Source organism: Elusimicrobiota bacterium, assembly GCA_026388075.1.
Lineage (GTDB): Bacteria > Elusimicrobiota > Endomicrobiia > Endomicrobiales > JAPLKN01 > JAPLKN01.
In genome coordinates this window covers 1-13,914 of the sequence record JAPLKN010000154.1, presented here as the reverse complement: position 1 = coordinate 13,914, position 13,914 = coordinate 1, and the positions used below count along the sequence as shown (strand labels likewise).

Here is a 13,914-nt window from a genome sequence, read left to right as displayed (position 1 = left end):
TGTTTCTTCCTGGTGGTTTTTTACGGGCACTAAAAAAGAAAAAGAGCCCGTGCGAGTCGAAGAAAAAAAGGAAGGAGGACGGAAAATACATATTATTCACAAACCGAAATACGTCAGAGGAGTTCATCTCAGCGCATGGGTAGCCGGTTCAAAAAGATTGAGGGAGAAAATTAACAAATTGCTTAAAGAAACTGAGATAAATTCGGTTGTGATAGCTATTAAAGAGTACGAGGGAAGTGTTTATGCGCCCGATTTTAAAGGCAAAGACGAGTTTAAGACTTTTACAAATGCGATTCCCGATTTAAAAGACTATATTGAATATTTAAATGACAATGATATTTACACAATTGCCCGAATAGTGGTTTTTAAAGATAATACCATTATCAAAAAAAGACAGGACTGGGCAGTAAAAGATAAGTCAGGAAATGTCTGGAAGGATCATTCGGGAAATACCTGGGCCGATCCTTACAATAGAGAGGTCTGGGACTATAACCTAAATATTGCCGAAAAGGCATTAGAATTGGGATTTAGCGAAATCCAATTTGATTATTTAAGGTTTCCTTCTGACGGAAATACAAGGAATTGCGTCTATAGCCAAGCGCATTCTTCCATAACTGCTTCACAGGCTTTGACAGGCTTTTTAGAAGAAGCGAATAAGCGATTAAAATCTAAAGGAGCAAACATATCAATAGATGTTTTTGGTTTGACAACTACATCTGACGATGATATGGGGATAGGCCAAAAAATTGTTGACCTGGCTCAGTGGGTGGATTTTGTAAGCCCTATGGTTTATCCTTCCCATTATGCAAAGTTTGAATACGGAATACCTGACCCAAATCTTGACCCGTATAAAACAGTTTATTTGTCTATGAACGGAGCCTTAAAAAGGGCGCCTAAAGAAAAACTTAGGCCCTATCTTCAGGATTTTTCAATGGGTAAACGTTACGGCGCTAAGGAAGTTCGTGACCAAATTCAGGCGACATATGACAATGATATAGGAGAATGGCTGTTATGGAACCCTAAATGCGATTATACGAAAGAAGCTTTAAAAACTAAGGAGTTCTCAAATATTTTTGAAAAAAGCCCAGATCTTGCCGAAAAAACAAACTTTGAAACGAAAGTTTCAACAGAGACGCAAATTCCCGTTCCTATTACCGGATTAAACTGAAATTCCGCCGACAGAAGTAGGGGGGGGCCCTGCCCGCCGGTAGGCGCGGTGCGAATCTGAAAAACAATTCTTTATTTTGTTTGCCCGTAAAAATGTTTTTTTATATAATCAATTAGGGGGCACTGAAAAACTCATTGCCCCCTTGATTACACCGATTAAGACAGATTACACAGATTAAACTTCGTCAGTGTATCCGTGTAATCGCTGTTTGCAATCTGTGTCATGCCCCAGGCAGATCAGCCTAGGGCTGATAATCAGGGCTTACCGAAAAATTATAAATGATAAAAAATGCAAGTTTTTTAACAATAACTACGCAAAAACCGTGCACTTATGACTGTATTCTTGCCAAACTATTTATTGATAATTCAATAAGTAGGTTCATTTTTCAGTAAGCCCCAATTAAAATATGGAACTATCCCTAGACAACCTTAATCAATTTCAAAAGGAAGCGGTCCTTCACAAGTTCGGGCCGCTTTTGATATTTGCCGGCGCCGGCACAGGCAAAACGCGGGTTATAACTTACCGAATAGCATATCTTTTAAGCCAGGGAGTTTCGCCCTGGGACATACTTGCCGTTACCTTTACTAACAAAGCTGCCGATGAAATGAGGAAAAGGGTGGATCTTCTTGTCCCGGGAAAAGGAAGAAGCGTGTGGATATCCACATTCCATTCTTTTTGCGCGCAATTGCTGCGCGTTGAAGCGCAAAATATAAAGCTGAAAAACGATTTTCTAATTTATGACGACTCTGACCAAAAACAGGTTTTAAGAGGATGTATACAAGAGCTGAATCTTGATGAGAAGAAATTTAAGCCCGGACGTTTCATTGAACTTATATCAAGAGCGAAAGACGATCTTTTGGATGCGGACTCCTATGAAATTCATTCAGAAGTTTCAAATGACCAGCATCGGCAGGTAAGCGCGCTGGTTTATAAGCTTTATCAAAAAAAACTGGATACGGCCGGCGCTCTTGATTTTGGCGACCTTTTGATGAAAACCGTGTTTGCTTTTAGAGATAACGAGCTTTTAAGAGAAAAGTATCAGGAACGCTTCAAACATCTTCTTGTGGACGAATACCAGGATACGAACCATGCCCAGTATCTTTTGACAAAATATATTTCAGGAAAACATAAAAATATCTGCGTAGTCGGAGATGACGACCAGTCCATTTATTCATGGCGCGGCGCGGACATTAAAAACATTCTTGATTTTGAGAAGGATTACCCGGATTGCCGAATGATAAAAATTGAGCAGAACTACCGTTCTACCCCCAATATTTTATCTTCCGCGTGGAAAGTTATTCAAGGTAACGAGGCGCGGGTAGATAAAAAGCTCTGGACCGAAAATTCCGAAGGGAACAATGTCAAAATAATTGAAAACCTAAATGAAATAGAAGAAGCCCAGCGGATAGTTGACGAAATAAATTTATTACGGTCTCAAAATAAATGTTCGCTGAACAGTTTCGCGGTATTTTACAGGACAAATGCGCAGTCTCGTGTTTTTGAAGACGCTTTCAGGCGCGCCGGCATTCCCTACGCGGTAATAGGGACTCTCCGGTTTTACGAACGCGCTGAAGTTAAAGACATCATTGCTTATTTAAGGCTTGTTCACAATAGTGATGACGATATAAGCTTTAAAAGGATAGTAAATGTTCCGCGCCGGGGCATAGGAAAAACTTCTCTGGCTATTTTGAGCGAATATGCCCAATCTAACAGCATATCTTTGTGGGGCTCATTGAATAATTTATCGGAAATTATTTTGCCTCCGAATGCCGTAAAAAGGCTAAGAGAATTTAAAAAGCTTATAGAAGAATTAAAAGCTGAAAAAAACAAAATGACGGTTGGCGAAATCGCTAAAAATATTCTTGAAAAAACAGGGTATATAAAAGAGCTGGAAGAAGAAGACAGTATTGAATCTCACAACAGGATAGAAAATATCTACGAACTTTTGAATGCTGTATCGGAATTTGAAAAAATATCTCCCGATAAATCTCTTTCGGGATACCTGACTTCAATATCTTTGATCAGCGATATAGACGAATTAAAGGACGATTCTGAAAAAGTTACTCTTATGACGGTTCATCTGGCTAAAGGGCTGGAGTATAAGACGGTTTTTATTGTGGGGTTGGAGGAAGGGCTTTTTCCTATAGGGGAAGCGTCGTTTGAAAAGGATGAGCTTGAAGAAGAAAGGCGGCTGATGTATGTGGGAATGACGAGAGCGAAGGAAAATCTTTATTTGAGCTGGGCTTCCGAGCGGAGGGTTTACGGAAAAGTGAGATGGAACCTTCCGTCCCGTTTTATTGAAGAATCAGGAGTTGAACCTTCATCGCAGAAAAGCCCTGTAATAGACGATCAAAGGGATGCCGTTCTGCATTTTAAGGAAGAAGAGTTTGAAAATCAGGCTGAACAAAAAAGCCCGTACAGTCTTGGAGGAAGAGTCCGGCATATACAGTTCGGAGCGGGAAGGATAATTGACAAGTCCGGCGCGGGAGATGAGTTAAAACTTGTGGTTTTGTTTGATACGGGCCAGTGGAAAAAACTGCTTGTAAAATATGCTAATCTGAGATTGTTGCCGGAACAACAATCTCACCCTGAGCGTAGCGAAGGGTCTCCCGACACGTGAAGGTGCTTTTTTGAGATCCTTCACTTCGTTCAGGATGGCACTTTTGCCTTTGGCAATAGCGTCATTTTGGAATATCGCTAAATTTTTGCTAGAATCCTTATCCATCCGCGAATACGCTATTGCCTGCAAGTTTCGGGCTAGAGATATAAGAGGTTCTCCATTTATATGAAAATAACCAGAAAAGACGTTGAATATGTGGCGCGCCTTGCGAGGCTTAAGCTTACTGAAGAAGAGAAAGAAAAGTTCAGTTCGCAGCTTGAATCAATAATTTCGTATATAGATCAGCTTAATGAACTGGATACCAGAGAAATTGAGCCGACAAGCCATATCCTGGACCTGGAAAATGCTTTTAGGGAAGATGAGGTAAAAAAATCTTCGGCCGAGTTGATCAAGCAAATTTTAAATAACGCGCCAGATCGGGAAGGAAATTTCTTCAAAGTAAAAAAAGTCATAGAATAAATATTCAGCAAAGAAAAACTGCAAATAAAATTAAAACTATTATCCTGAACTTGTTTCAGGGTAAGTCATGTTGAACTTGCCTGCCCGCCGTGCCTGCCCCGCTGATTTGGTTTCAAAGAAACCATGCGGGGGGAGGGGTTCAGCATCTGAAAGACGAGATCCTGAAATAAATTCAGGATGACAATAAAGTTCGGAATGACATTTCTAATAGAGAGGTAAAAAATGATAAGGGCTATTTATTTAAAAAACGGAGAAAGTTCTACGGAAACAAGAGTGGAAAATTTGCCTGCTATCCTGGCTAAAAATCCTACTCTTTTATGGGTTGATATTGTTATTGAAAACAACAGTTTTACCAACGAGGAGATAAGCCTTCTTACGGAAACCTTTAAATTTCACGAGCTTTCAATAGAAGACTGCCTGTTCCCTCAGTATCATCCTAAAATTGAAGAGTTTGAAAATTATGTTTTTGCGGCTATACACGGCGTAAGAGTAAAAGCCAAAGATTTGTCTGATTTTGAAGACGCAATTTACGAGGTTGACATATTTATAGGCAAGAATTTTCTGATTACAGTTCACTCGGGGGAAATACTTTTTATTGACTCAATGTTTGAAAAAGCCAAACTAAAACCGCAGGTTGAACTAAAAAGCCTGGAAAATCTTTTATATAATATTTTTCAAAGGATCATAGTAAGCTTTGAATCGGCTCTTGATAAAATCGGGGACAGGTTTGACCAGCTTGAAGATAAACTTTTGGAAAATCCGACAAAGGAGACAATGCAAGAGCTTTTTTCAATTAAAAAAGTTCTATTAAATTTCAGGAAAATATCGGAACCCCAGCAGAATGTATATATATATTTTACGAGAGAAACTTTAGGATTCATTACAAAAGAGCAAACAGCTTATTTTAGGGACATTTTTTTCCAGTTCGTTAGAATAAACCAGTCTCTTTCTTCGCATAACCAGATGATTGGCAGCATGCTGGAAGTATACGTGTCCGGCGTAACGCTTAAACTTAACGAAGTAATAAAATTTCTTACTGTAATTGCGACAATATTTTTGCCCGCGCTTCTAATTACAAGCTATTACGGAATGAACGTCTTGCCTTTCGCGGAACACAGGATATTTGGAAACGAAAATGTATGGTATTTTGCGTTTTTTATGATTGTTTTAACAACATTTTTAACATACTTGTTTATAAAAAGGAAAAAGTGGTTTTAAATGCCGGCTGATTATTCAAAATTAAGCGCAACTGAACTTTCTCAAAAAATAAAATCTCGCCAGATAAAAAGCGCGGAAGTTGTTTCTGCTTGCCTTGAAACAATTCAAGCCAAAGATTCAAAAATAAAAGCTTTCGTGTCAATTCTAGAAAAAGAAGCCTTAAAAAAAGCTAAAACTATTGATGAGAAAATCTCTAAGGGCGATAATGTCGGCATTTTGGCCGGCATACCCATTGCGATAAAAGACAACATGAATATTAAAGGTTTCAAGACTACCTGTTCGTCAAAAATACTTGAAAACTATGTTGCGCCGTATGACGCGGCGGTGATTGAGAAACTGAAAGAGGCGGACGCAGTTTTTATCGGCAAGACGAATCTTGATGAATTTGCTATGGGTTCATCTACGGAAAATTCCGCGTTCCAGACAACAAGGAATCCTTGGAATACTGAATACATATCAGGCGGTTCTTCGGGCGGAAGCGCAGCAGCGGTATCCGCTTCTATGGCGCCATTATCATTGGGATCAGATACCGGCGGTTCAATAAGGCAGCCGGCGGCATGCTGCGGGGTGGTAGGCATAAAACCGACATACGGCAGAGTGTCCAGATACGGCCTGGTAGCATTTGCATCATCTTTAGACCAAATCGGGCCTTTTTCTTACTCAGTTGAAGATGCGGCTCTTCTGCTTCGGGCAATTTCCGGATACGACAAAAGAGATTCCACATCAGCGAATATCGATGTGCCGGATTACGTTTCTGAAATAAAAAAGGATATTAATGGCATAAAAATCGGGCTGCCGAAAGAATATTTTATTAAAGGAATGGACAAAGAGGTTGAAAAAGCCGTAAGGGATGCAGTAAAGGTTTTTGAGAATCTGGGAGCAAAGATTTCCGAAATTTCTCTTCCGTATACAAAATACGCGGTTTCGGTATACTATCTTATTGCAACTTCAGAAGCCTCGGCAAATCTTGCGCGTTATGACGGCATAAAATATGGTTTTAAGGCCGAAGGGACAAATCTTATTGACGAATATGAAAAGACCAGAGGCGCGGGTTTTGGCGCGGAAGTAAAAAGGCGAATAATGCTCGGCACATACGCCCTTTCGTCGGGGTATTATGACGCGTATTACGGAAAAGCGCAAAAAGTAAGGACCTTGATAAAAAAAGATTTTGACGAGGCTTTCAAAAAAGTTGATATTATATTGACTCCGACAGCGCCAACCCCTGCGTTTAAGATAGGAGAAAAAGCTTTTGATCCGCTTCAAATGTATTTATCGGATATTTTTACAATTTCGTGCAACCTTGCCGGACTGCCAGGGATATCAATCCCTTGCGGATTCTCTGCTTCAGGGCTTCCGATAGGCCTTCAAATTCTGGGAAAGGCATTTAAAGAAGAAGATATTTTGAGATCTGCTTATCAATATGAAAAAAACACTGAATGGAATGAAAAAAGACCGAACATTTAAAAACTATGCAGTTTCTTTTTTAACAATGCCGATAACCTGGCAGTGGAAAAAGTCTGCTTTTTTTACTCGGATTTGGGCAAGAGGAATAATATTCATTTTTTCATTAGTAATAATTTCCACTTCTGCCTATCCTATTATGGATCCGAATTTATCAGAAGACGCCCGGCTAGGAAGCTTGGAACGTTATGTAAAGTTTCAAAGACTTTCAGTAGAAATACAGTCCTACGCAATGAAATTCAGCGGAAAACTCGGCATAGTCATAAAAGATCTTCAGACCAAACAGTCCATTGAAATAAATTCAAGTAATTTGTTTCCCAGCGCAAGCCTGGTTAAGCTTCCAATAATGGCAGCTTATTTTCAGGCCGAAAGAGACGGAAAAATCGATCTTTCCGGAGAACTTACTTTAAAGAAAAGGCACAAAGCCAGGCCAAAAACCGCGATATATAGAATGAGGGCTGGAAGCAAAATTGGAATCAAAGATTTGATAGAAGCAATGATAACGGAAAGCGACAACACGGCCACGAACATGCTGGTAGAAGCAATAGGTTTTAAATATTTGAACAAAGGTTTTGCTAAGTTCGGGCTTTCAAAAACTGACATCAGGCGCGGCATAATGGACCTTCGCAAAAGAAATAGAGGGGTTGAAAATTTCACAACGCCGAAAGATATGGCCTTTTTTCTTGAAAGCATATACCGCGGAGAGCTTGTAAGTTCTGAAGCATCAAGAGAAATGCTCAAGATACTCAAAAGGCAAAAAATCAATGACAGAATACCGGTAAGCTTTCCTGAATCAATTGTCATCGCGCATAAAACGGGGCTTCTTTCCAACGCTGTTTCGGATGTAGGAATAGTTTTTACCAGAAAAGGCGATTTTATAATCTGCATTTTAACTTCAGAAATTACAAGTACTAGAAAAGCAAAAAAGGTTATACGAAGAATTGCCGAATACGCTTATGATTTGTGCTACAGATCAGAAATATAGGATTCTAAAATGGAATTTGAAACAATAATAGGCCTTGAAGTTCATGCCCAGCTAAAAACTTCCTCAAAATTATTTTGCGGCTGCCCCACCGAAATAAACGTTGAACCAAATTCAAATATTTGCCCGGTGTGTACAGGCCAGCCCGGAGTTTTGCCGGTACTAAACAGGAAGGTAGTAGAATATATTATCAAAACCGCCGTAGCGTTGAATTGTTCTATAAATAAAAAGTCAATTTTTGCCCGCAAGCAGTATTTCTATCCTGATCTCCCCAAAAATTATCAAATTTCCCAATACGAGTTTCCGGTCTGCGAGCACGGATTTTTGGAAATAACGCTGAATGAGTCAAAGAAAAAAATCGGAATAACACGCATTCATTTGGAAGAGGATGCGGGAAAACTTCTGCACGCTATCGGCTCGCGCGAGCTTGATTATTCTCTTGTAGATTATAACCGCACCGGAGTCCCTTTAATGGAGATAGTTTCTGACGCAGACCTGAGGTCGCCTGAAGAAGCGTATGAGTATCTTTCGGCGCTAAAAAATATTCTTGAATATTTAGAAGTATCTGACTGCAACATGGAAGAAGGAAAATTCAGGTGCGACGCAAATATTTCCCTGCGTCCGGTAGGACAAAAGGAGTATGGCGTAAAAACCGAGTTGAAGAATATGAATTCGCTTTCCGGAGTTCGGGACGCTCTGAAATATGAGGTTGTAAGGCAGTCCGAAAATTTAGGGTCCGGCCAAAAAATCGTTCAGGAAACCCGGCTTTGGGACGCAGAAACTAAATCCAGCCGTTCAATGAGATCCAAAGAAGAAGCGCATGATTATAGATATTTCCCCGAACCCGATCTTTTGCCTATAAATCTTGACGAAAATTTTATTGAAGGCCTCAAAAAAACTCTGCCTGAACTGCCCAAACAAAAATTTAACAGGTTTGTTAAAGAATTCGGGCTTTCAGAATATGACGCAAAAGTTATAACTGCAGATAAATATTTGGCTGATTTTTATGAAAACGCTTTAAAAGAGGCGTCCAAAGAAGTGAGTGTTGGCGATGCGTCCAAACCTATAGCTAACTGGCTCACCACTGAGCTGATGGGAAAACTAAACGCATCCAATAAAACGATAAAAGAATCCGCTGTTTCATCAAAAAATCTTGCGGAGCTGGTTTGCCTTATAATTGACGGCACAATTTCCGGAAAAATCGGCAAAACTGTTTTTGAGGAAATGATGGGTACCGGAAAAGACCCATCGGCAATTGTAAAGGAAAAAGGGCTCGTTCAGATTTCAGATCAGGCCGCAATAAAGAAATTATGCGGGGAAGCGGTTTTAGAAAACCCCAAAGCTGTTGAAGAATTTCGGGCCGGCAAAGAACGCGCCCTGGGAGCGCTGGTGGGCGCAGTAATGAAAAAATCCAAAGGAAAAGCTAACCCGCAGCTTGTGAATGAAATTCTTCAAAAACTTTTAGGCAAGTAATCTCTCCTCAAAACACTAATATGCGAACAGAGTTAAATCAAATCAAAAGGTTTTCATATACCGATATTTTAGGATGGTCGGTTTCGCGTTATGATAAGTTCCAGACGTGCAAGCGTCAGTACTATTACGATTATTACGCAAAACATGACCAGGAATTTCCAAAGGAAAAAATTGAATCATTAAAAAAAATGACATCTATTCCTCTTGAAATTGGGAATATTTTTCATGATACGGTAAAAATTCTTTTGGAAAGGCTTCTTGTAAGCGAAAAGCCCGTTAATAATGAAAAATTCCTGGATTACATCCATAAGATGACCGAGCAATACTGCAAAGTCAAGATATTTCGCGAAGTTTATTACAAAGAAAAAGAAAAAATTGAAACGGATAAAATATTTGAAAACCTTAAAAATATAGCAAATAATTTTATTGAAAGCCGCAGATACCAATGGATACTGAAAGAAGCCGTAAGCAACAAAACCGGATGGATAATTGAACCTCCGGGATACGGCGAAACAAGGATAAACGGGATAAAAGCATATTGTAAGGTGGATTTTCTTTTTCCTGTGAAAGAAAAACTTTATATCCTGGATTGGAAGACAGGCAAACCGGACGAAAGAAAACATAAAAAACAGCTTGTTGGCTACGCAACCTGGGCATATTTTCATTTTGAAGCAAATCCTGAAAACATACATCCTATTATTGTTTATCTTCAGCCAAGTTTTTCGGAAATGGAACTATCGGTAAAAGCGGAAGAGATTCAACAATATTCTGAAGCAGTAAAAAAGGAAACCGAAGAACTGCATTCATTTTGTAAAGATATAGGCCTCAACATACCTAAAGAAAAAGAAGAATTTCAAAAAACAGAAAATTTGCCCGTATGCAGGTTCTGTAACTACCGCGAACTATGCGACAGATGATTTGGGGACACACAACTTAATTGGTTTTACTTTATACTTCATAATATAGCGGTTTAATTAAGTAGTGTGTCCCCAAATTACGAGCTTTGCCAAAGGCAGTAGATCCCGCATGGTTTCCTCGAAACCAAAGCAGCGGGACTCCATTGAATTAGATTAAGGAAGTCGCAGTAGGTAGGGGTTAGGTTAAAAGCTTTCCCTAAAACCTACCTACTACCTACTAATCCCTGCCCTTAGGGGGTTTAAAATGAAACTGATAGTAAGCTGGCTTGTTAATGCTATCGCGCTAGTAATTGTTTCAAAAATCATACCCGGCATATATGTCCAGGATTTTTCAGTGGCAATGTTTGCAGGGTTAATTTTTATACTTTTCAACGTTTCTTTAAAACCTTTAATACTGCTAGTAACATTGCCGCTGAATTTGCTTTCACTTGGGATTTTTACCCTTTTTATAAACGGATTTCTGTTTTATTTAGTTTCAAAAATGATCGGCGGATTTTTCATTTCCGGATTTTGGAGTGCTTTTTGGGGGGCATTATTTTTTAGCATAACTAATTTTGTCCTAAATATTTTTATGAACCCCTGGAAAAAATACAGAGTCAATTTTTATGGCACAAAATCTCATCAAAGTTCAAGGCACAATAATGCAATAGATGCAGAAATTGTGCCGGAAAAAGAAAAAAATAAAAAACTGTTAAAGGAATAGGTGTTTTAATGATAACAAAACAGCTTATTGAAACAATATACCGAGCAGCAAATATTCAAAGGTGGAACGACCATGTTCGGCCTGTGGGTTTTGCGGAACTTGATAAACAGGCCCACAAGATGATAATTGCATACGTTATCGCAAAGTTTGAAGAATCTGCAGGCGGTACAATAAACTGGGAAAATCTGATTGAAGGCGGAATTTTTGAGTTTTTTCATAGGGTCAAACTTACGGATCTAAAACCCGATGTATTCCATGAACTTATGGAAAAAAAGGGAATTCAGCTGAATAACTGGGTCATCAAAGAGCTTGATAAGGACGTGCAAAAGCTTGGGCAAAGTTTTAAATCGCGTTTTGAAAAATATCTTAGCGACAAAAAATATGCGGAAAAAGAAAAAAAGGTTCTTGAAGCGGCGCACTATTTTGCCACTAATTGGGAATTCAGGATTATATATGAGATGAACAAAACGCTGCACGGGATAGAAAAAACAAAAGAGGAAATTGAAAACAAAATAAAAGATTATTACGATTTGGCGGGCGTAAAAAAGATTGTTGAAAATAAGCATTACTACGGTTTCTTGGATGTGTGCGGGCAGTTAGGATTTCAGCAAAGATGGGCCCAAATGCGAATGATGCCCAGGACCTCGGTTTTAGGCCATATGATGATAGTGGCAATTTTGACTTACCTTTGTCTGATGGATAAAAATTTGAGCAAAAAAAGAATGTATAACAATTTTTATTGCGGTTTATTTCATGATTTGCCTGAAGTTATGACGCGGGACATCATAAATCCGGTAAAAACCTCTATTCCAGGTTTGGATGATATCATAAGAGAGTTTGAAAAAAAACAGATTGAAGAAAAAATACTGCCTCTTTTGCCGTCTGAATGGCATGAGGAAATTAATTATTTTGTGCAGAACGAATTCAAAAATAAGATAATGAAAAACGGCAATGTTTCAGAAGTAAAGGAAATTGAGGAAATTAATAACTCGGACGAATTTTCGCCGATTGACGGAAAATTTATTGAAGCCTGCGATAAGTTTGCTGCGTTTGTTGAAGCGTGTCTTTCAATAAACTATGGTATAAAGTCCAGAGAACTTGACGATGCAAAAGAAAAACTTTTTGAAAAATTCGGAAATAAGGAAATATCAGGATTTAAGTTTAATTCCCTTTTTAAGCATTTCGCGGAAACAGTTTATAAACCTTAAAACGGCAGGTTAAGAATAAGACAGGTTGAGGTTAAGGAAAACTAATATTTTTAGGTCTTTACTTAGCCTAAGCCTGTTTCATTCTCAACCTGCAGTAAGAGGATGCCATCGATTTAATATTTACGTTTAAACTTGACGAAAAATTGCAGAAACGATTCTTTGCGTCCATTGATGATAAAAAATCAAGGATCTATTACGAAAAAAAGAAGGAATACCCTGCCTGGACAAAACTAAAATTTCACCGCTGTTCTAACTGCACTTTAAGCAGCAGCTTTTGTCCGGCAGCCTGCGTAATTTCTGAGCCGGCATTGGCTTTTTCAGATTCAGCTTCATGCAAACCAGTTTTATTTACAATCCACATAAATGGAAAATCAACCGATTATAAAACTACTCTTGAAGAAGGATTAAGCACTTTATATCAATATTTTCTATGGCCAAGCAATTGCCCCATTTTCGGAAATATGAATTTTCTTTTATCAAATATATTGCCCGGCAAAACAGTCAATGAATTTGCCTCAAGCGCGATCAAGTCATACATCCGCCATAATCCAACAATTGATTTATCCAAAATAAAGGCAAATTTCTTTAACTTATTCCTGCAAGCCAGGGCTGCCAATAAATATTTTTTGAAACGATTATCGGAATTTTCAAACGGGGATGCTAACCGAAACGCTCTTTCCTTAATTGATAATTACTGCCTTAAAATAATCAATTTAGAAAAAAAAGGTATGCTGGATAAATATTTTGAAAAAGTTTAGAAACCTTCGGCATCCTTAGGAAGGGTGATAATTGTCGGCCCTTGTGCTTCTTCGGGAGGATAATAATCTTTAGGTTCGGTTCCTTTAATGAATGCTTCTAGATATGCGTTTGGAGAACTGGATAAAGCCAAGAGACCGGTTTTTGAGTCAATAAGCGAAAATACTACCCCTTCCGGAGGAGTAAAATTCAGTTTCGGTTCGCCTCTTAACGCTTCACGCATAAAATTTGTCCAAATCGGGCAGGCAATATGCCCACCGGTCATTTTTTCTCCCAAGGGAAGCAAAGTGTCATATCCCACCCAGACTCCCGCAACGAGCTGAGGAGTATATCCTATAAACCAGGCGTCAGAAAAATCGTTGGTTGTCCCGGTTTTTCCTGCGCAAGGCCTTCCAAGCCAGGATGCAGCAAGCCCTGTACCGCGTTGAACCACTCCCTTTAATAGATTCGTCATAACAAAACAAAGCTGGGGAGATAAAACCTCGCTTTCATTCGGCATATTTTCTTCCAAAATTCTTCCGTCTTTATCTTCGATACGAACTATTGCATAAGGTTCCGTTCTAATTCCTCCGGACGCTAAAACGCCGAAAGCGCTAGTCATTTCAATTAAAGGTACTTCGCTTGCCCCAAGAGCCAGGGACAATGTGGGCATCAAAGGGCTTTTTATTCCCATTTTCCGGGCATATTCAACCGCTTTCTTCGGCCCCATTTTTTCAAGTACTTCAACAGCGCACACATTTAAGGAGTGTTCGATTGCGGTGCGAAGCAGAACTTTTTCAAAATATTTGTTCCCGTAATTTTGAGGATACCATACTTTCATAGGATCTTTTAAGTCTTCAGGGGGAAGAGTTGTAAGGTAATCGGTAGTGTTTGCTACAAGGTTCCAGTTAATACCGTCATAAGTGTATACTCTCGGTATATCATCCAAAACAGAAACAGGAGTAAAACC

12 protein-coding genes are annotated in these 13,914 nt (G+C 39.0%); 11 read left to right on the top strand and 1 reads right to left on the bottom strand.

The window, feature by feature from the left end:
• The 11 genes from NT145_08750 to NT145_08700 all read left to right on the top strand — a co-directional run.
• Window positions 1-1,168, top strand: a 1,168-nt coding sequence (locus NT145_08750) for a putative glycoside hydrolase (GenBank protein MCX5782764.1), incomplete at its 5' end; no start/stop codon positions are given.
• A 406-nt stretch (window positions 1,169-1,574) separates the two neighbouring features.
• On the top strand, window positions 1,575-3,788 hold the full coding sequence (locus NT145_08745; protein MCX5782763.1) for a UvrD-helicase domain-containing protein: 2,214 nt from the start codon (window positions 1,575-1,577) through the stop codon (window positions 3,786-3,788).
• A gap of 165 nt (window positions 3,789-3,953) precedes the next feature.
• Window positions 3,954-4,247, top strand: a complete 294-nt coding sequence (gene gatC / locus NT145_08740; GenBank protein ID MCX5782762.1) for an Asp-tRNA(Asn)/Glu-tRNA(Gln) amidotransferase subunit GatC — start codon at window positions 3,954-3,956, stop codon at window positions 4,245-4,247.
• A gap of 222 nt (window positions 4,248-4,469) precedes the next feature.
• Window positions 4,470-5,465: a magnesium transporter CorA family protein gene (locus NT145_08735; GenBank protein ID MCX5782761.1), complete on the top strand. Its 996-nt coding sequence runs from the start codon at window positions 4,470-4,472 to the stop codon at window positions 5,463-5,465.
• Window positions 5,466-6,929 (top strand): Asp-tRNA(Asn)/Glu-tRNA(Gln) amidotransferase subunit GatA, encoded by a 1,464-nt coding sequence (gene gatA, locus NT145_08730; GenBank protein MCX5782760.1) that lies wholly within the window; start codon window positions 5,466-5,468, stop codon window positions 6,927-6,929. It abuts the gene before it with no gap.
• A complete protein-coding gene (locus NT145_08725) occupies window positions 6,886-7,911 on the top strand; it encodes a class A beta-lactamase-related serine hydrolase (GenBank protein MCX5782759.1) in 1,026 nt (341 codons plus the stop codon). Before gatA ends, NT145_08725 begins: the two co-directional genes overlap by 44 nt.
• A gap of 9 nt (window positions 7,912-7,920) precedes the next feature.
• Complete coding sequence (gene gatB / locus NT145_08720; protein MCX5782758.1) at window positions 7,921-9,381, top strand: Asp-tRNA(Asn)/Glu-tRNA(Gln) amidotransferase subunit GatB; 1,461 nt, start codon at window positions 7,921-7,923, stop codon at window positions 9,379-9,381.
• Between the two features lie 20 nt (window positions 9,382-9,401).
• Window positions 9,402-10,298: a PD-(D/E)XK nuclease family protein gene (locus NT145_08715; GenBank protein ID MCX5782757.1), complete on the top strand. Its 897-nt coding sequence runs from the start codon at window positions 9,402-9,404 to the stop codon at window positions 10,296-10,298.
• 244 nt (window positions 10,299-10,542) lie between these two features.
• Window positions 10,543-11,001 (top strand): phage holin family protein, encoded by a 459-nt coding sequence (locus NT145_08710; GenBank protein ID MCX5782756.1) that lies wholly within the window; start codon window positions 10,543-10,545, stop codon window positions 10,999-11,001.
• Between the two features lie 8 nt (window positions 11,002-11,009).
• Window positions 11,010-12,209, top strand: a complete 1,200-nt coding sequence (locus NT145_08705) for an HD domain-containing protein (protein ID MCX5782755.1) — start codon at window positions 11,010-11,012, stop codon at window positions 12,207-12,209.
• Window positions 12,210-12,352: 143 nt separating this feature from the next.
• On the top strand, window positions 12,353-12,967 hold the full coding sequence (locus NT145_08700) for a hypothetical protein (GenBank protein ID MCX5782754.1): 615 nt from the start codon (window positions 12,353-12,355) through the stop codon (window positions 12,965-12,967).
• Here NT145_08700 and NT145_08695 read toward each other — a convergent pair.
• Window positions 12,964-13,914 (bottom strand): penicillin-binding transpeptidase domain-containing protein (locus tag NT145_08695; GenBank protein ID MCX5782753.1); only part of this gene is annotated, 951 nt, incomplete at its 5' end. The genes NT145_08700 and NT145_08695 overlap by 4 nt on opposite strands.